A 15,892-nucleotide genomic window follows, 5' to 3' on the forward strand; every position below is an offset into this window, starting at 1 on the left:
GGCGCGGCCCGCCAGGGCCGCGACGCCTCGGCCCATCGCGACGCTCGAGCGACAGCCAGCGGAGGAGTATATATAGCGGCGCGCGACGCGCGTGGTCGGTGTGAATCGATCGAAACGCGCGAACCACTTCGGGACGATCTGCGAAAAGCGGATGGCCCGAAAGCGTCGGTTCGACCTCGAGCGGGCCAGCTGGCACGACGCTCGATTCGGGAACGGAACTCCCGTCGAAATCAAGAGCACCATGCTCGAGCATAGCGATGGCCAGCCAGGGAATTTCAAGGTCTACCGGGAGTATCATGACAAGCTACGGCGGGCCGAGGGCTGGTACTGTTTCGTCGTCTACCGACCACACGGGCGATCGGGGCTGACAGTCCTGAAGGATAAGATGGTACGTGCCTGTGATATTCCCCTTCTCCGGTGGCACGGCGGCGGCGATCACCGCGGCACCGATCAAGCAAAGATCTCCATTAGCGACATATTCTGAGGTTTTAGACGAGTCTGAATCTCGGTGAATTACAGCAATCCCTATCACGATCAGGCCAATTGCTAACGGTGACTCAAACAATCATGCTCGAGGCAATACACTCTCCTCTCGGTTTCAGGGGCTACAAGCCATTTTACCTTCCCTTTCAGCTATTCGCTCTCCCGAATGTTCAATAGTCCTGAGGCTCTGTGTCCTACTACCTCGAGTCGTGTGCACGCGCTCGCCGCTCGAGCGTAGGCACCTCGCGTGGTGGTCGTTCGACTCGAGACGGATAATACGGCCACATGGCCGGGCCGCCGTCGAAGCGGCCCCAATCACAGCACCACACCGCCTTTCAAGGCGGTTTTCATTGCTCGGTACTCGCCAATGGTAGCAAAATAAGTCCGAACAGCACCGTCAGCACCGCCAAGCTCGCCCAGATCGTTCGGACGTACCCGTCGGGCACGTAGCCAGCGGCTTCGGCGATCACGTAGCCCAGATACAGGAGTGACACGATGACGGCCGCGTTATATATTCGCCACGCCCATCGAACACAGTGGTAGGCAAGAACCTTCACGCGGTGGCCGTCACTGTTCATATTGGTGTAGTTGGATTTCTCATACTTCACTGCACTGACCGTTGAACGGTGACTCGAGTCGTAGCGACAGGACAATGGAATGTGGCGTTCAGTGGCTCAAAAGAAATCGAAACTGGTCAGCGGTGGTTAGCTGGTCGTTTCGTATTCGTCGAGGATCTGTCCTTCGCCGTCTCCGACCCAGATGAGTTGGATAGTGTCACCTGGGTTGTAGTGGATATTTTCGCTATAGTCGGTTGAGTCTCCACCATGGTGGTCTGCAGCAGCATCCAGATCTGCGTATAGGGTGATTGAGTCGCCAGCACCAACTTCACTACCGTCCCAGTCACCTACTGGTATCTCCTCCGTACCACCTGCCATGAAGTATCCGGTGCCTGCTAGCCCGGAAACTCGCTCATCATCCATCTCGGAGGTAGCAATCAGCAGGTTGTCTGTATCAATGCTTTCACCACCGGAGATACTAATCTCAACATACTTCCCACTGACATTCTCGTCATAATTAAACTGTGTGGACGGTGGCTGGTCGCCCATATCGCCCATGTCGAGAACGAAGGCAGCGATCACGGCGGCCAAAATTACAGTAATCGCAACCATCAAAATTACCCCAATGACGGGAGAAACTGCTCTTTCTTCCTCATCTCCGAGCAACATTGCGCCAAGTGCTTTGAACATTGTTTGTTAGTATGCCTGGTTATTAGCTAGTGTCGGTAGTTTCGTATTCGTCAAGGACCTGTCCTTCACCATCTCCTTCCCAGATGATCTGGACAGTTTCTCCCTCGAAAGTATCTACGCTATCATCAATCTCAATTTCGTCACCGGCGCTAATGGCATCGGCATCAGTCCAGTCATTACTGCTATCTACTCCGGATGGTGCACTACTACTGTATTGGGAAACAGGATTATCCCACTCCGGACTGGTATCACCGCTGAAATCGAGATAGAGATTGTCTGGGTCAATATCTTCTCCACCAGTCACAGTAATCGTCACGCTCGAACCCACATCTTCATCCCAACTGAACTGCGTGGACGGCGGTTGGTCACCCATATCGCCCATGTCAAGTACGAAGGCAGCGATCACAGCAGCCAAAATTACAGTAATCGCAACCATCAAAATTACGCCTATAACAGGGCTCACAGCGCGTTCTTCGTCCGATCCGACCAGTTTGTCGCGAATCTGTTTTCCGTCAAACATGGTGTATCTTTGTGCACCACTTTCAGCCCGGCCGGAAGGTCTTTGCCCCCACACAGGGTACACCGACCCGCGCGGGGATTGGGGATCCAAGCATGACCGACCCCGCCACACCCTTCCCGCCGTCCGATTTTGGTGCTGGTAACAACCAGTTGACCGGGAGTACATATATTTACCCCATCCTCCAACACCTTCGAAGAAACGACTGTCTGCAAGGGTTTCAACTCTGATAATTAGGCGGGCGTAGAACCGTTACAGCACCAGCTTGAAGCCACGCTGGCTGGCGATTATCAAATCAGAAACCGTATCGGAACGACCATGATTCTCGCGTGCTGATGCCATCGATATGACTGAGGACGACCGGTTCGTGATGCCCAAGGAACTCGCGCGAACCTACGACAGCGGCTACTACGAGGACGCCGCCGATATCCTCGAGCAGTACGACCGCGCAACTGAGTACGCACGCAAGCACGACGCTGGCTCGAGCGCGACCGCGTCGGCCTTGGATCTCCCCCGGTCCCGCTTGCGGACCTGGATCGACGACGGCGGGAAACCTGACCCGGTCCATGCCGTGCATACGGCGATCGACTACGGCTGGTGCGAGGTCGAATACGACGATCCGGAGTTTACGGCATTGAACACGCTCGTCGCGAACGTGTTTTCGGGCGGGTCGATCGCCAACCACCATTACCGACCGTCGTTCGCGCTGAACCACCGTGGGGCGGACAGTCACGTGATCGACGCGCTCGAGCTTTCGGGCGCACCGTACGAGGTCGTCGAACGCGACCCCGATCGGGCCGACGAAGCTCGCCCGACTGACGATGGGACCGTACTCGGTCGCGTCCTCGCGGTCCTCGGTGCGCCGGTCGGCCCGAAAGCCGAGCAGCACCTCGAGTTGCCGTCGTATCTCGAGGACGCGCCGGCAGAAGTCCGCGAAACGTTCGTGTACGCCTATCTCGAAAATCGGGCAACCGAACACGAGGGCAAGGATACGCTGCATATTCAGGAGGAACGAAATCAGGACTACCTCGTGGCGCTGGCAAATCTGCTCGCGGACGTAGCCGACGGCGAGGTCTCGGTCGGCGATCGGCATATCGTGATTTCGGCCGACGCAGCTCGTAATCTCGGAACTGTTCGTTAAACGTCGGTTCAAATCGATCGGTTTCGGGGCATCGATAACACTTTGCGCGAAAAACAACGTCGCTATTCTCGCTCGACGGTTACGGACCTCTCGACCTCGAAACTCGTGACTCGAGTCGAGAGCGTTTCGGCGATCTCCTGGCGCTGCTCGTGAGTGAGGTCGTCCCGCTCGAGGACCTGGCGTGCAGCTGCAACCAGCCGGGGCACGTCTTCGCAAGCACTCACCACGGCTTTCGTCTTGTTACAGTCGTAGAAGTCAGCTGCTCGCTCGATCGCGTCCTCCCGGTAAGCATAGTCGCCGTCGGTTCGAATTCGCATACTCGTACACACGACCCCCGAAATCCTAGTTTTTTCGACTCACTGAACCGGCCCATTCAGCCCAAAACGGGGGTGGTTCTGTCACTCTGTTAGAGGAGTCACCGGGTTCGTCGCGACGATCGGCGAGCAATATGCACACGGCGCTGCTCGGCTCGTGTGCATATTCGGGAAACCGATTTCGTCGACGTGCGACCCCAGAGGGAGAGACCGAGGAAATCACAAGGTGATATTTGAGGCCGAATAGAAACTACTCTTCTCCAAACTCGGCCTTTGCATCCCTCACTATTTCTCCAAGGAGCTTCAAGTAGTACTGTAACTCCTCCTCAGCATCGACGATTTCTTCATGGACATCATCAGAATTATCATCGATGTAGAGCCCTGTTTCTACATCGATTTCATCAGGTAATTCGATATAGAATTTCTCTACCGACCCATCTGGCTGTTCAACTTTAAATCCTGAGCCACCATACTGATCTCCAATAAAAGCCGAATCTGCCCATGGAGGCATAATTCGGCTCAATTCAGCCGTATTGAGCCGATTCACTTTGGTATAGTTTGAAATATCGGGACCATCTGATCCTTTTAGGATTCGGTTACGAAGATCATCCATCTTTTGAGCCACTTCATCGCTTTTCAGAACTTCTTGTCGTTCAGTATACCAGCTGTCAAAATCCTTATTAGTTTTCCCTCTAAGCCTCTGTAATACAAAGGTCACGGATCGACCGAACGAAACAGCGTTTCGCAACCCGATCAATTTCTGTTCCCCATCAGCAGACTGGTATTGCTTGAACCCGGCATAAGCAGCCTTCAAATTGTATTCTGCTTCATCAAGGATTTGATCAGGGTCGTCCATATGACAACATGATACTGAAATATGATAATCCCCCTGTATCTCTCCTAAGAGTACCTACCCCCGTTTCGTATGCATCAATTGGAGATTTTCGCGCGAAGGTGGGGGAGGGGTGCTGTAATTTTTTGGCGCTGTCGCCTTGGCGACACCCGGCAAGGGGTGTTTCGCGCGAAGCGCGAAACCGACCCGCAGCCGCGCGGCGCGATCGAGCCGCCGACCCCGTCCTCGAGGGCGCGACTACAACCAGAGTTGAACAGTCAACGATCTATTACAATCTGAATTGCCGAAAAGAAGTCCGCGAATAGTGTTGCCACTACCGAGATCGGTTCAGCGATCGGCGACTGCGCCGACGAACCCGACCTTGGTACCGCCGCCGGGAGTCTTCCAGGACATCTCGGTGCGCCGGAGGACCGCCGGATCGTTGCCGGACTTGCGCCACTTGTCGATCGCCTCGGCGGCGATCGCCTGGACGTTCTCGAAACTCGTCGATTTCAGTTCGGAAAGGATCGCGTCGATCCGCACGCGTCTAGGCTCGCCCTCCTGGTCGTACTCGATCTCAGCGCCGTTCTCGGCGAGCCACTGCTGGAACGGCGACGATTCGGCGATGTGGTCCGCTAACCCCATCACGTGCTGGATGCGATCGGCGAAACTCTCGATCGCGTACTCCGCCGACTCGACGAGCGCGCGTAGTTCCTCCTGGTACTTCCGAGCGCGGAACGAAATCTCGCCCTGGTCCAGCTCGAGGATCTCGTCCAGGTCCTCGATCGCCCGGTAGATCGTCGCCGGGTGCTTGCCCAGCTGGTCGGCGAGGTCGTCGACGTTCCCCCCGCCGTCGGTCGCGACCGTTTCCGTCACTTCGCGGGCGGTCTCGCCCATGTCCCGCAGCGTCGTCATCAACAGGTGGTCCGTCTTCGCCTCGAGGCGCGGTGTGGGATCGTCGTAGAGTTCGACCGGCTCGTCGCGGGCGGCCGCATCGAAGTGATCGTCCGCGACGTAGACGTTGTTCCCGTTCGGACCGAGCGGGATGTCCTCCCAGTGCAGCGCGTTCAGTAGTGTTTCTTCGATCTGCTCGGTCACTTCGTGCCGGTCGGCCCACGCCCATGCCTCGTTGTCGTTCATCGACTTGTTCACCAGGACCTCGACCTTCGGGTGATAGGACGGGTGATCCTTCGAGACCGCGTCTGGATCTGCCAGCTGGTAGATCTCGAACTTTCGTCCGTAGGTGTGTCCGGGGAGGAGTTCTTCCGCCGACCGCGGGTTGAGAAACAGCCGGTTCTGGTGGTTCACGACCTCCCGGTTATCGAGGTGGAGTTCCGCCTTCACTCCCTCGAGGTCCGACAGGTGATGGACGACTTTCTGCAGAACGCCTGCAGACGCGAGCTTCTCTGCCCATTCACGACGGATACGGACGTACCGTTCGTACGCCCACATCCGACTCGCCGAGTGGGGTTCCGTTCGGAAGTACTCCGAGTGAATCCGCTCGCCCGCGTGCTCGAAGATCGCCGCGAAAAACTCCGGCAGCAACTCGAGGCCGCGTTCGGCTTCGATGTTGCTGGTGTGGAATTCGACGTCCACTCCGTCGACCTCACCGACCTGATTCTCCCACGGGAGATTCACCGGCTCACCGGTCTCCCAGTGGCGCATGTTCGGGAATCGCGGGGAGATGTTGTAGGACGCTTTTCGCTCGCCGCGCCCACGGCCGCGAATGTCCCACTCGTAGAGCCGCTCGGCGTTGATACCGTCAGAGAGTCGCGGCGCGAACCCCGACTTGCTGTAACTGACCTCGAGGTGCCAGAGCTCGCCGTCGACCTCGACGTCCAGTTCCAGGTATCCCTCGAACGGCGGGCCGAGCATCACCGACGACAGGGCATCGTACGGGCCGCGTCCCCAGTCGGGCCACTTCCAGCGCCCCTCGATCTCGTGAGGCGTCGTCTCGACCTGGGACACGGCTACTCACCTCCCTCCTGCTCGCGCTCGAGGAGACCGGTGAGGATCGCGACCGGGTTCCACCACGTCGCCGATCCGCAGCGGTGACAGACATGCTTGAACGACGTGCACGCTGACACCTTGAGGTCGGTGGGATCGACGTCGCTCGCCTGTCCGATCTCGTCCGGATCGGCACGCTTGACGCGAATCCGCCCACAGCCCACGCAAATCGCGTCGACTGGCACTCCGAACTGACCCGCTTCCGGACTCGCGAGTTCAGCTGCGCGATCGCGACCATCGTCGACGTCGGTACTCATCGCGCATCACCGACTCGCGTCGCTGGATCGACACCCTCGGGCTCGATCACCGTCGACCACGAGAGCTTCGCGACCTCGTTCTCCGACCGCGACCCGCCGACGTCGTACCACCGGCCCGCGAGCAGTTCGTCGACGATCGTCGCCGGAACGACCGCGCGGGCCAACTGGGGCAACCCCGGTCGCGGAATGTACACCACGAACAGGTACATCCCGCCCGCCTCGAGGAGTCGGTCGTGCGCTCGGCGTTTGACGTAATACCGGCCGTGCGTGGAATACTCGCCGTTGCTCGTCTGGTACTGACAGCCCTTGATCTCGACCGGGATCTCCGGCTCCAGGACGACGACACCGTAGAACGGCAGCGACTGATCCGGCTCGAGGACGGTCGTCGTTTTCACGTCGTGCCAGTCGGCGGTCCGATCGTCGACGTACTCCAGGGCGTCGATCCGCTGGACGATCTCGCCCTCGAGGAAGTCCCCACTCGCCTTCGGACTCTCGAGTTCCGACGTCCGGCTCACAGCGGACCACCTCGCGCTTTCCGCACCTCTCGAGCGCAGTCGGGACAGAGTCGACGTGTCGCCGGAATCGACTCTTCACACCGCTCGCACTCGTCGGAGTCGACGACGCGGGTCATCGGTCGATCCCTCCGTTGATCCGATCACGAAGCGACCGGAGCTTTCCACGAAGTCGATGGCGGCGCGTTACCCGCCAGGAGTGATCGAATTCGACGTCGTCGTAGCGCAACGGAAGCCGCGGGCGACGGTGCCCCTCAGAACACACGTCGTGCTTCCAGCCGACCCAGATCTCGCACTTCGGACAGTACCACGGCGATTCCATCCGGGGCCGCTCGTCACGGCTCATCGCGAATCACCGGCAGTGCCGAACGGTTCGCAATCGGTCAGCCCGATCGCCGCGATACCGTGTTCGATGTTACAACCGGTGATCGTCGCAGCGAACTCCCGCCCGGAGATCGACACCGTCACTCGTTTGCACTGCCAGATATCGGTGAATTCGAACCCTTCATCGACCCCGGTCGCTACGTCGACGGAGACGACCACGTCCCCGTCGATGCGGTCGATCTGGACAACCGGGACTCGAGTCCCTTCGATCGTTGTCGAACTGACCTCCTCGCTCCAGGACGGACCGCCGTCGGCCCGAACCTCCCGATCTTCGAGCGCTTCCCGAACGTCCTCGTCACTTGCCTGATGGGCCGGATGGGCGATGGGCGTCCGACTTTCGACGTGATAGAGCCGACTCGCGGGGACGAACTCCTCACACATCGGCCTCACCCCCGTGACGGCCGGGGGACGTCTCTGGATCGGGAATGTCGACGTCTTTCCCAGCTGCGGACCCGCGGGTCAACCGTCGGTAGCTATCGCACTCGGGACAGCGGTGGGCGCGGTCGCGATCGTCGCCGAAAACCCGTGCGAACCGATCAGTAACGTGACTGTCGCAGTGCTGGCACCTCGAGTCGGTGCCGGTCGACGGCCACGGGGCGACCGTCACGCGGACCACCCCGATTCGGCTACGAAATTCGCGTGCAGGCGGCGACCCGAAACCAGTAGCTGGTTCGGTTCAGGTTCGAAACCCCGGATCGCCGAAGGCGAAAATCGGTGCGTCAGGTTGTCGACGACCCGGTATTTGGCCGAATTTATTTCGGCCACTAACCGCGTAGTTTTTCGATGGGCCCTGACGGATTCGAACCATCGACCACTCGGTGTCTCACGCGATCGCACCGATGTCCGATCCCGTTATGAGCCGAGCGCTCTAACCAGACTGAGCTAAGGGCCCTCTACTCGGAGGAAAACGTGGCCGGAAGTTAACGCTTACTCTCCGTCTCTCGGTTTTCGACACCCTGGGCGCCGGACCGAGTGCGCCGGCGACGGGACTATGTGACCGGCGACCGAACGAACGGGTGAATGCCGGATCGTCGACTCGAGCGGTTCCTGCGGTCGAAACTCCGTGAAGCGGGCGAGCAGTACGAACAGATACGGGAGTCGACGGACAGCCAACTCGAGGAGGCCCGCGAGGCGTACGAGGTGGCGAAAAACGCCCGCGCGCTCCCGTCGGACGAGGCGGGGCGTGCGAAGATCATCTGTCGGCGCTACGCCGAGAAACGGGCGGCGATGTTGGACGACCGGTACCGCCCGGCCTGTTACGAGGAAGGGCACCCGGATTGCGAGGGGTGCGTCGAGGACGTTCACGAGGGCCGGATCGAGACGTGGTAGTTGACCGACTCGTCGGAGAAACGGAGCGGAGAATCGCGGACGCGAACGGGTTTGACGGACGGAAACCGTATATTCGAGCGTCGAGTAACCTCGAGAGTCGAATCAGCGGTCGATGAAAGGCCCGAGGGCGGCGTCAGCCTCTGTTTTCGTTCGGGTTCGGGCGTCCGCCGTCACCCTTCCGCTTCGGGCGCTCTTCGCTGTCGTCGTCGGCCGGGCGGAAGGCCCACGCGAGCAACGCCAGGATCATTCCCAGGCCGAGCAGGGCTGTCTCGAGGGCGGTGAGTTCGATTCCGACCCACGAGAGGACGGTCCGAAACTCGACCGCGAACGGGACGATGAACGCCGCGGCAACGAGTAGCGCCTCAGGGGAGACCCGCATCTCACGCATCTACGGGATCACCTCGATCTCGGGGAGGGCAGCGGTAACAGTCTCGAGCGAGGCGGGCAGTTCGGCGGGAAGGAACGGCGCAATGCTGACCGGGAAGCCGTTGATCTCGTAGCCGAACAGGCCGCCGTCCTGGATCACGCTCAGTATCGGGAGCGTGTACGCGAACACGACCAGAACGACTGCGATGGTCGTCCAGAGTTTCAGGTTGTCGAGGATCAGAGGCGCATCCTCGGATCCGGAGAGGGTACCGGCGTAGGTGTTCGCCGGGATGGAACCGCTATCGGCGCGGTCTCCCATGACGGTCACGACCATGTTCGCGAGGAACAGGACGAGCGAGAGGAACAGCAGGGTTCCCCCGAGTGCGACCTGGAGATTCAGTTCGGCGACGGAGCCGACGCCGGCCTCGAACGCGAACTCCTCGTACTGGGGTTCGGCCGTCCGGCGGGGGATGCTGAACAGACCGCCGCGGTGCATCGCGTTCGACATGAACGTCATCCCGATGAACCACACCAGGACCTGGATCAGCGCGACCGAACGGTTCCACAGGCGCTTGCCGGTCAGTTGCGGGATGAACCAGTAGGAGGCGGCCATGAACGTCAGCGCGACTGCGGTACCGACGGTGAGGTGGAAGTGGCCGACGACCCAGAAGGTGTTGTGGACGAGATAGTTGATGTTCATGCCGGCGTTGATCATCCCGGAGAAGCCGGCCGCGGCGAACATCAGTCCCGCAAGCGACATCCCGGTGAAGACGGGGTCGCGCCAGGGCAGGGCCTTCAGCCAGCCGAGATAGCCCGTGCCGCCGCGCTGACGGGCGCCGTGTTCCATGCTCGCGACGACGGTGAAGGCGGTCAGCAAGCTCGGCAACAGGAGGAACATCGTGTTCGTCATCGCGATGAACTTGAACCCTTCAGCGATGCCGGGGTCGAGGTACTGATGGTGGATCCCGGTCGGCACCGAGAGGATCAGGAAGAGGACGAACACGACGCGTGCGAGCGGATCGCTGAACAGCTTTCCACCGGCGAATTTCGGCAGCATGATGTACCACATCATGTACGCCGGCAGCAGCCAGAAGTACACGACCGGGTGGCCGAAGAACCAGAACAGCGTCCGGGTCAACAGCGGGTTGATGCCGTCGACGAGACCGAGCGTCCACGGTAGGATAAAGGCGAGGATGGCGATGGCGACGCCGAGGGTCGCGAGGTACCACATCAGCGTCGTCGTCAGCACCATAAACGTCGGCAGCGGGATGCGTTCATCGGGGTTGTCCTGCTTCCAGGCCCACCAGGTGCGGAACCAGTCGACTCCGGCGAGCCAGCTTCCGACGACGAACAGGACGAGGCCGACGTAAAACAGCGGGTGGCCCTCGAGCGGCGCGTAGAACGTGAACAGCACGCTCGCGCTCATGTCGATGGAGTCAGTGAAGCCGGCGAGGATCGGGACCGCCGCGAGTATCGTGCCAAGCACCATCAGGCCGTACCAGCCCCACGTAAAGCGCAGATCGACCATCCCGCGGTCGAGGCTGGTCGTGGTCGCCCACGTGAACAGGCCCACGAGGAAGAAGATCGTGAACGTGAGCGCGAGCAACACGCCGTGTGCGGTCAGAACGGTGTAGTAGTCGGCCGAGTCCATGAACCGGAACACGTCGGTCCGGTGAAGCGCCTGGATCAGCCCGAACAGGCCGCCGATAGTGAGCGCGATGAACGAGCTCCAGAACGCCGAGTGGATGACTTTAGATTCTTCCGGGAAGTCCTCGAAGTATGCGGTCGTCGCGTTACTCATTGTCGTCCTCCGTATCGGTCGTGTCGTCGTTTTCGTCGCTTTCGTCCGTTCCGACGGTCACCTGGCCGCTCTCCTCGTAGTCGTCGACGGTGACCGTCCAGTCGTGGTCTCCCTCGCCGAGGTCCGAACTATCGACGACGAAGGTGACCTCCTCGGAGCCGTCGCCCGCGACGGTTACGTCTTCCTCGAGAGTCACGTCACCGATCTCTGCCGTGACGGTGGTATCGAGGTCCTCTAGCTGGCCGTTCGTCACCGTAGCGGTGACCTCGATCTCCTCACCGGTCGCGACTTCGTCGGGCGCCTCGGCGGAGAGTTCGGTGAGGTCGAACTCCTCTTCGGGCGTGACGATCAGCTGGCCGGACATCTCGTGGTGTTGTGGACCGCAGTACTCGTTGCAGACGAGGCCGTACTCGCCGGGTTCGTCGAACTCGACGGTCATCGTGGAGATCTCGCCGGGAATGACCATCGTATTGACGTTCGTGCCGACGACGCTGAAGCCGTGGATCACGTCGGGACTCGTCACGTGGAAGGTGACTTCGCTGCCGGCGGGTACCTCGATGGGGCTGGGAACGAACGTGAACGTCTGTGCGCGGACGTAGACCTCGTACTCGTCCTCACCGACCTGCTGGACCCCCGGGTCGCTGAACTCCTCGTGGTCGAAGACCTCGTTGGGGTCTATCGAGCCACCCTCGTCGTCGACCATCGCGATGCCGAGGCCGATCGACCCGTACGTGATCGTTGCAATGAAGCCAACGATCAACAGCATCGCGGCGATCAGCCACGCTTTCTCGTACGTGTGGATGTTCATACGAGCCCCACCCCCATCAGGATCGAGCTAACGACCGTCGGGTCGTTCCCGACGAATTCCACGAAGTACATGAAGAACCACAGTGCTACCAGGATCAGGAAGTACAGTCCGATGAGCACCAACGTCCCGATCGGATCGTACTCGTCGTGACCGATCTCCTTGATCGGTCCGTCGACGTCTGCGGCCGTATCCGGCCGCTCCGTACTTTGCTCTGTCGCCGAACTCATACGGGAGGGTAGTGAACGGGTAGGACTTACCCCTCCCTGTCGTTCCAGCAGGATGGGAACGGGTGCATCCTTTAAGTAGCCATCATACGCAGGAATACACAATGACGTTCGAGGACCTCGAACCCCGACACGCAGCCGCAGCCGGACTGCTCGCATTCGTGCCGACGGTGATCTACGGCATCGGTCGTCCCGGACTCGCCGGCTTCGTTGCCACGCTCAACGTCGCGATAATCTTCGCGTCGCTGTACGTCGCGATGTCGCCAGTCGACGGCGACGGACACGACCACGGACACGGCTCCGGCGACAACGGAACGAGTGCGTAAGCGGTCTCGAGGCGACGGCCGGCCACGGACGCTGGTCGATGCGTCGCCGGCCGAACTGTTCGACGACGAGCCTGCATCCATGCGTTCTTCGACCGACCGACGATCGGCACCGCTCATCCGCGAGTATTACCTATCTCACCCTCGCTCGTTGCTCGAGCGGGCCGACGACCGATCCTCCTATCCACATGGTTCGGGACACTAGCCGATCGACACCCCCGGCGGGTTCGAGCCCCGACGACGCGTCCGACCGAAACCGGTCGAGCGACGACACCGATCTCGCCGCCGTCCCGTCCGCCGACGAACTCGGAGAGGGCGGCGGGGGAGACGACGGATCGACCGGCTGCGACCTCTGTGACCTCCCCACGCCGGAGCCGCCGATCACCGCGCCGGACGTCGACGGACGGTTCTGCTGTCGGGGCTGTCTCGAGGTGAGTCGGACGCTGTCGAACTCGGATGCGAGCGCGAACGCCGATTCGATCGGCGCGGAACCCGACCCCGGCGCGCTCCGATCCCGGCTGGCCGACGGGGACGCGGGTTCGGAGTCCGCCGACCCCGACGACGCGCTCGAGGACGGCGAGGGCGAGGAGGCGTTCCTCTCGGTCGACGGGATGCACTGTTCGACCTGCGAGGCTTTCCTCGAGACGACTGCCGAGTCCGCCGACGGCGTCCTGGCTGCGGAGGCCAGTTACGCGACGGAGACGGTTCGGCTGGCGTACGATCCCGACCGGGTCGAAGGTGATGACCTCGCCGACGTCGTCTCCGGCTACGGCTACACCGCGCGGGAGCGCGGACGGGGGAGCGACCGCGGGGCCGACGACGGACAGGCACTCGTGAAGTTCCTCGTCGGCGGCGGGCTGTTCGGGATGATGGTGATGGTGTGGTACGCCGTCTTCCTCTATCCGACCTACTTCGGCTACGAGCCGGTGGCCGACTTCGGCGGCTACGACGGCTACTACGTCGCCGTCAACATCTGGCTGATGACCTCGTTCGTGCTCTTCTACACGGGGTACCCCATCCTCCGGGGCGCGTACGTCAGCCTCCGGGCCGGGATGCCCAACATGGACCTCCTCGTCGCGACCGCGGCCGTCGGCGCGTACGCCTACAGCACGCTCGCGATGGTCCTCGGGCGGACGGACCTGTATTTCGACGTCAGCGTCGCCGTCATACTCGTCGTCACCGGGGGCACCTACTACGAGGAACGGATCAAGCGCCGCGCGACGAACCTGTTGTCGGACCTCACCGAGCAGCAGGTCGACGAGGCCCGCCGCGAGGACGGCGAGACGGTCCCGCTCGAGAGGGTCGAACCCGGCGACCGACTGCTCGTTCGCCCCGGCGAACGGATCCCGCTGGACGGCGACCTCGTGGAAGGGACGGCCGCAGTGGACGAGTCGCTGGTGACCGGCGAGTCCCTTCCCGTCGAGAAAGCACCCGGCGATCCGGTCCGCGGGGGAACCGTCGTCACGGACGCCCCCGTCGTCGTCGAGGTGGGCGAGGACGCCGAGAGTACCCTCGACCGGCTCGTCTCCCTGTTGTGGTCGATCCAGAGTTCGCGGCCGGGCGTTCAGCGACTCGCCGACAAGCTGGCGACGATCTTCGTCCCGCTCGTGTTGACTCTCGCGGCCGCCGCGACGGCCGTCCTGCTCGCACGGGGCTCGAGCCCCTCGGAGGCGCTGCTGGTCGGGCTGACGGTCGTGATCGTCTCCTGTCCCTGTGCCCTGGGACTGGCGACGCCGCTGGCGATCGCCTCCGGGATCCAGTCGGCGGCAAAGCGCGGAATCGTCGTCGCCGCGGAGGCGATTTTCGAGGACGCACCCGAAGTGGACGTCGTCGTGCTGGACAAGACGGGAACGCTCACGACGGGGACGATGACGGTGACCGACGTGTACGCGGACGAAACGGAGCGTAGCGACGGACCCGACGAGACGACGCTCCTCGAGCGCGCCGGCGCCGTCGAAGCCCTCTCGGAGCACCCGATCGCGGCCGCGATCACGGAGGCCGCCTTCGGCACCCGCAGCGAGGACGGTGACGGCGGGGACGACCACCCGGACGACGAGGGCGGGGAGCCCACCCTCCCCGCCGGCGTCAGCGCCGACGACTTCGAACGCGACCGTCGCGGCGTCAGCGGCGTCGTCGACGGCGACCGCGTCGTCGTCGGCCACCCCGACTACCTCCGCGAGTCCGGGCTCGAGGTCCCCGATAGCCTCGAGTCGCGAATCGCGGACGCCCGAACCGCCGGCGACGTCCCCGTCGCAGTCGGCTGGGACGGCCGCGCTCGCGGCGTGATCGTCGTGGGCGACTCCCCCCGCGAGGAACTGGAACGGGCGGTCGAAACGCTCTCGAGCGGGCGCGAGGTCGTCGTCCTCACCGGCGACGAGGGCGCCGCGGCCGACCGCTTCCGGGCCGTCGAGGGGGTAAGCGAGGTCTTCGCCGGCGTCCCGCCGGAGGGGAAAGCCGAGACGGTCCGCCGGCTGCGGGCCCGCGGCACCGTCGCGATGGTCGGCGACGGGAGCAACGACGCCCCCGCGCTGGCGGCCGCCGACGTCGGCATCGCGATGGGCAGCGGGACGAAACTGGCGACCGACGCCGCCGACGCGGTGATCGTCGGCGACGACCTCGAGGCGGTTCCGGAGACGTTCGACCTCGCGGCGGGCACTCACCGCCGTATCCGACAGAACCTCGGCTGGGCGTTCTTCTACAACGCCGTCGCGATTCCGCTCGCGATCACCGGGCTCCTGAACCCGCTGTTCGCGGCGGTGGCGATGGCGACGAGCAGCCTGCTGGTCGTGATAAACTCCGCGCGGTCGATCTCCGACTAGTCCTCGCGCTCGCCGCCGTTTTCGTCCTCGGCTTCTCGTTCCGTCACCACCCGGTCGACGACGGCCCGCTCGCCGTCCTCGTAGACGAAGGTCTCGCCGTCGTCCTCGTCCTCCGTCCGGCGATGACTCCCGTCACAGAACGGAAACGAGTCCGAGAGACCGCACTGACAGACCGCGACGTCTCCCTTCTCGTCGTCGATATCCGACGGATCGAGCGTTCGCGGACCGGTCGCCTCGAGTTCGACGAGTCGCGTCATCGTCGGACAGTCGGCCCGCCGGGAACAAAACGGTTCGCCCGCTTTCGCTGCCCGTTTCACTGCCGAGAGGGGCCGCTGTGGCGCTCGTCGGGGACGAACGGTGAGAGCGGGACAGCGGTGGCGACACGTCGCTCCGGGGGAACGATCGGTCCCCAGACTCGAGAAGGAACGGGGAACGGGGAACGGGGAACGGGGAACGGTGGAGCGGAAACGGGACGAACGACGGCCGCGGAAGACAAACTACTTGGTCGTCGTCGGTAATCTTCTGCTA

Annotated in this window: 20 protein-coding genes and 1 tRNA gene; 5 read left to right on the top strand and 16 right to left on the bottom strand. The window is 62.2% G+C overall.

Annotated features, from left to right (window positions below; translation table 11 throughout):
- Window positions 1–100 precede the first annotated feature (100 nt).
- The gene (locus BM113_RS19395) at window positions 101–484 is read left to right on the top strand and encodes a PD-(D/E)XK family putative nuclease (protein ID WP_089789655.1); all 384 of its coding nucleotides are present in this window, start codon (window positions 101–103) and stop codon (window positions 482–484) included.
- A 346-nt stretch (window positions 485–830) separates the two neighbouring features.
- On the opposite strand, the gene BM113_RS19400 is transcribed toward BM113_RS19395, so the two are convergent.
- From BM113_RS19400 to BM113_RS19410, 3 genes are all read right to left on the bottom strand, one after another.
- Entirely contained in the window at window positions 831–1,061 is a 231-nt protein-coding gene (locus BM113_RS19400) for a hypothetical protein (RefSeq protein ID WP_143095862.1), read from the bottom strand.
- A gap of 126 nt (window positions 1,062–1,187) precedes the next feature.
- Window positions 1,188–1,730, bottom strand: coding sequence for a type IV pilin domain-containing protein (locus tag BM113_RS19405; RefSeq protein WP_089789657.1), 543 nt, complete (start codon window positions 1,728–1,730; stop codon window positions 1,188–1,190).
- Between the two features lie 22 nt (window positions 1,731–1,752).
- The gene (locus BM113_RS19410; RefSeq protein ID WP_089789658.1) at window positions 1,753–2,250 is read right to left on the bottom strand and encodes a type IV pilin domain-containing protein; all 498 of its coding nucleotides are present in this window, start codon (window positions 2,248–2,250) and stop codon (window positions 1,753–1,755) included.
- Between the two features lie 343 nt (window positions 2,251–2,593).
- Between BM113_RS19410 and BM113_RS19415 the strand changes: the two genes are divergently transcribed.
- Entirely contained in the window at window positions 2,594–3,388 is a 795-nt protein-coding gene (locus tag BM113_RS19415) for a hypothetical protein (RefSeq protein ID WP_089789659.1), read from the top strand.
- 62 nt (window positions 3,389–3,450) lie between these two features.
- On the opposite strand, the gene BM113_RS19420 is transcribed toward BM113_RS19415, so the two are convergent.
- The 8 genes from BM113_RS19420 to BM113_RS19460 all read right to left on the bottom strand — a co-directional run bounded on the left by BM113_RS19420 (window position 3,451) and on the right by BM113_RS19460 (window position 8,586).
- Window positions 3,451–3,705, bottom strand: coding sequence for a DUF7692 domain-containing protein (locus BM113_RS19420; RefSeq protein ID WP_089789660.1), 255 nt, complete (start codon window positions 3,703–3,705; stop codon window positions 3,451–3,453).
- 247 nt (window positions 3,706–3,952) lie between these two features.
- Complete coding sequence (locus tag BM113_RS22040; protein WP_143095863.1) at window positions 3,953–4,558, bottom strand: hypothetical protein; 606 nt, start codon at window positions 4,556–4,558, stop codon at window positions 3,953–3,955.
- A 324-nt stretch (window positions 4,559–4,882) separates the two neighbouring features.
- The gene (locus BM113_RS19430; protein WP_089789662.1) at window positions 4,883–6,502 is read right to left on the bottom strand and encodes a DUF7845 domain-containing protein; all 1,620 of its coding nucleotides are present in this window, start codon (window positions 6,500–6,502) and stop codon (window positions 4,883–4,885) included.
- Between the two features lie 2 nt (window positions 6,503–6,504).
- Window positions 6,505–6,798: a hypothetical protein gene (locus BM113_RS19435; protein ID WP_089789663.1), complete on the bottom strand. Its 294-nt coding sequence runs from the start codon at window positions 6,796–6,798 to the stop codon at window positions 6,505–6,507.
- Complete coding sequence (locus BM113_RS19440) at window positions 6,795–7,313, bottom strand: PD-(D/E)XK family putative nuclease (protein WP_089789664.1); 519 nt, start codon at window positions 7,311–7,313, stop codon at window positions 6,795–6,797. Before BM113_RS19440 ends, BM113_RS19435 begins: the two co-directional genes overlap by 4 nt.
- 339 nt (window positions 7,314–7,652) lie before the next feature.
- Window positions 7,653–8,075 carry a hypothetical protein gene (locus BM113_RS19450; RefSeq protein ID WP_089789666.1) on the bottom strand — a complete coding sequence of 141 codons (423 nt, stop codon included), beginning with the start codon at window positions 8,073–8,075 and terminating at the stop codon, window positions 7,653–7,655.
- Window positions 8,068–8,310, bottom strand: a complete 243-nt coding sequence (locus BM113_RS22720; RefSeq protein WP_089789667.1) for a DUF7563 family protein — start codon at window positions 8,308–8,310, stop codon at window positions 8,068–8,070. Before BM113_RS22720 ends, BM113_RS19450 begins: the two co-directional genes overlap by 8 nt.
- Before the next feature lie 168 nt (window positions 8,311–8,478).
- Window positions 8,479–8,586, bottom strand: a tRNA-Ile gene (locus tag BM113_RS19460).
- Window positions 8,587–8,714: 128 nt separating this feature from the next.
- Here BM113_RS19460 and BM113_RS19465 point away from each other — a divergent pair.
- On the top strand, window positions 8,715–9,023 hold the full coding sequence (locus BM113_RS19465; RefSeq protein WP_089789668.1) for a DUF7091 family protein: 309 nt from the start codon (window positions 8,715–8,717) through the stop codon (window positions 9,021–9,023).
- Window positions 9,024–9,156: 133 nt separating this feature from the next.
- Here the strand turns inward: BM113_RS19465 and BM113_RS19470 are convergent, their stop codons facing one another.
- From BM113_RS19470 to BM113_RS19485, 4 genes are read right to left on the bottom strand one after another with little or no spacing between them, the layout of a single operon-like run.
- Window positions 9,157–9,411 (bottom strand): hypothetical protein, encoded by a 255-nt coding sequence (locus BM113_RS19470; RefSeq protein WP_089789669.1) that lies wholly within the window; start codon window positions 9,409–9,411, stop codon window positions 9,157–9,159.
- Window positions 9,412–11,190, bottom strand: a complete 1,779-nt coding sequence (locus BM113_RS19475; protein ID WP_089789670.1) for a b(o/a)3-type cytochrome-c oxidase subunit 1 — start codon at window positions 11,188–11,190, stop codon at window positions 9,412–9,414.
- Complete coding sequence (locus BM113_RS19480; protein WP_089789671.1) at window positions 11,183–11,998, bottom strand: cytochrome c oxidase subunit II; 816 nt, start codon at window positions 11,996–11,998, stop codon at window positions 11,183–11,185. Before BM113_RS19480 ends, BM113_RS19475 begins: the two co-directional genes overlap by 8 nt.
- Window positions 11,995–12,225 carry a hypothetical protein gene (locus BM113_RS19485; RefSeq protein ID WP_089789672.1) on the bottom strand — a complete coding sequence of 77 codons (231 nt, stop codon included), beginning with the start codon at window positions 12,223–12,225 and terminating at the stop codon, window positions 11,995–11,997. The genes BM113_RS19480 and BM113_RS19485 overlap by 4 nt, the downstream gene beginning before the upstream one ends.
- A 101-nt stretch (window positions 12,226–12,326) precedes the next feature.
- Here BM113_RS19485 and BM113_RS19490 point away from each other — a divergent pair, with 101 nt between their 5' ends.
- Window positions 12,327–12,548, top strand: a complete 222-nt coding sequence (locus BM113_RS19490; protein ID WP_089789673.1) for a DUF8131 family protein — start codon at window positions 12,327–12,329, stop codon at window positions 12,546–12,548.
- A gap of 185 nt (window positions 12,549–12,733) precedes the next feature.
- The gene (locus BM113_RS19495; protein WP_089789674.1) at window positions 12,734–15,364 is read left to right on the top strand and encodes a heavy metal translocating P-type ATPase; all 2,631 of its coding nucleotides are present in this window, start codon (window positions 12,734–12,736) and stop codon (window positions 15,362–15,364) included.
- On the opposite strand, the gene BM113_RS19500 is transcribed toward BM113_RS19495, so the two are convergent.
- Window positions 15,361–15,621, bottom strand: a complete 261-nt coding sequence (locus BM113_RS19500) for a CDGSH iron-sulfur domain-containing protein (RefSeq protein WP_089789710.1) — start codon at window positions 15,619–15,621, stop codon at window positions 15,361–15,363. The genes BM113_RS19495 and BM113_RS19500 overlap by 4 nt on opposite strands.
- Window positions 15,622–15,892 lie beyond the last annotated feature (271 nt).

This window comes from Natronobacterium haloterrestre (assembly GCF_900112205.1).
GTDB lineage: Archaea > Halobacteriota > Halobacteria > Halobacteriales > Natrialbaceae > Natronobacterium > Natronobacterium haloterrestre.

What these genes read in the sequence shown, in the direction of transcription:
- BM113_RS19400 (WP_143095862.1), bottom strand. Translation starts at nt 1,061, where the DNA reads ATGAACAGTGACGGCCACCGCGTGAAGGTTCTTGCCTACCACTGTGTT.
- BM113_RS19405 (WP_089789657.1), bottom strand. Translation starts at nt 1,730, where the DNA reads ATGTTCAAAGCACTTGGCGCAATGTTGCTCGGAGATGAGGAAGAAAGA.
- BM113_RS19410 (WP_089789658.1), bottom strand. Translation starts at nt 2,250, where the DNA reads ATGTTTGACGGAAAACAGATTCGCGACAAACTGGTCGGATCGGACGAA.
- BM113_RS19415 (WP_089789659.1), top strand. Translation starts at nt 2,594, where the DNA reads ATGACTGAGGACGACCGGTTCGTGATGCCCAAGGAACTCGCGCGAACC.
- BM113_RS19420 (WP_089789660.1), bottom strand. Translation starts at nt 3,705, where the DNA reads ATGCGAATTCGAACCGACGGCGACTATGCTTACCGGGAGGACGCGATC.
- BM113_RS22040 (WP_143095863.1), bottom strand. Translation starts at nt 4,558, where the DNA reads ATGGACGACCCTGATCAAATCCTTGATGAAGCAGAATACAATTTGAAG.
- BM113_RS19435 (WP_089789663.1), bottom strand. Translation starts at nt 6,798, where the DNA reads ATGAGTACCGACGTCGACGATGGTCGCGATCGCGCAGCTGAACTCGCG.
- BM113_RS19450 (WP_089789666.1), bottom strand. Translation starts at nt 8,075, where the DNA reads ATGTGTGAGGAGTTCGTCCCCGCGAGTCGGCTCTATCACGTCGAAAGT.
- BM113_RS19465 (WP_089789668.1), top strand. Translation starts at nt 8,715, where the DNA reads ATGCCGGATCGTCGACTCGAGCGGTTCCTGCGGTCGAAACTCCGTGAA.
- BM113_RS19470 (WP_089789669.1), bottom strand. Translation starts at nt 9,411, where the DNA reads ATGCGTGAGATGCGGGTCTCCCCTGAGGCGCTACTCGTTGCCGCGGCG.
- BM113_RS19475 (WP_089789670.1), bottom strand. Translation starts at nt 11,190, where the DNA reads ATGAGTAACGCGACGACCGCATACTTCGAGGACTTCCCGGAAGAATCT.
- BM113_RS19480 (WP_089789671.1), bottom strand. Translation starts at nt 11,998, where the DNA reads ATGAACATCCACACGTACGAGAAAGCGTGGCTGATCGCCGCGATGCTG.
- BM113_RS19485 (WP_089789672.1), bottom strand. Translation starts at nt 12,225, where the DNA reads ATGAGTTCGGCGACAGAGCAAAGTACGGAGCGGCCGGATACGGCCGCA.
- BM113_RS19490 (WP_089789673.1), top strand. Translation starts at nt 12,327, where the DNA reads ATGACGTTCGAGGACCTCGAACCCCGACACGCAGCCGCAGCCGGACTG.
- BM113_RS19495 (WP_089789674.1), top strand. Translation starts at nt 12,734, where the DNA reads ATGGTTCGGGACACTAGCCGATCGACACCCCCGGCGGGTTCGAGCCCC.
- BM113_RS19500 (WP_089789710.1), bottom strand. Translation starts at nt 15,621, where the DNA reads ATGACGCGACTCGTCGAACTCGAGGCGACCGGTCCGCGAACGCTCGAT.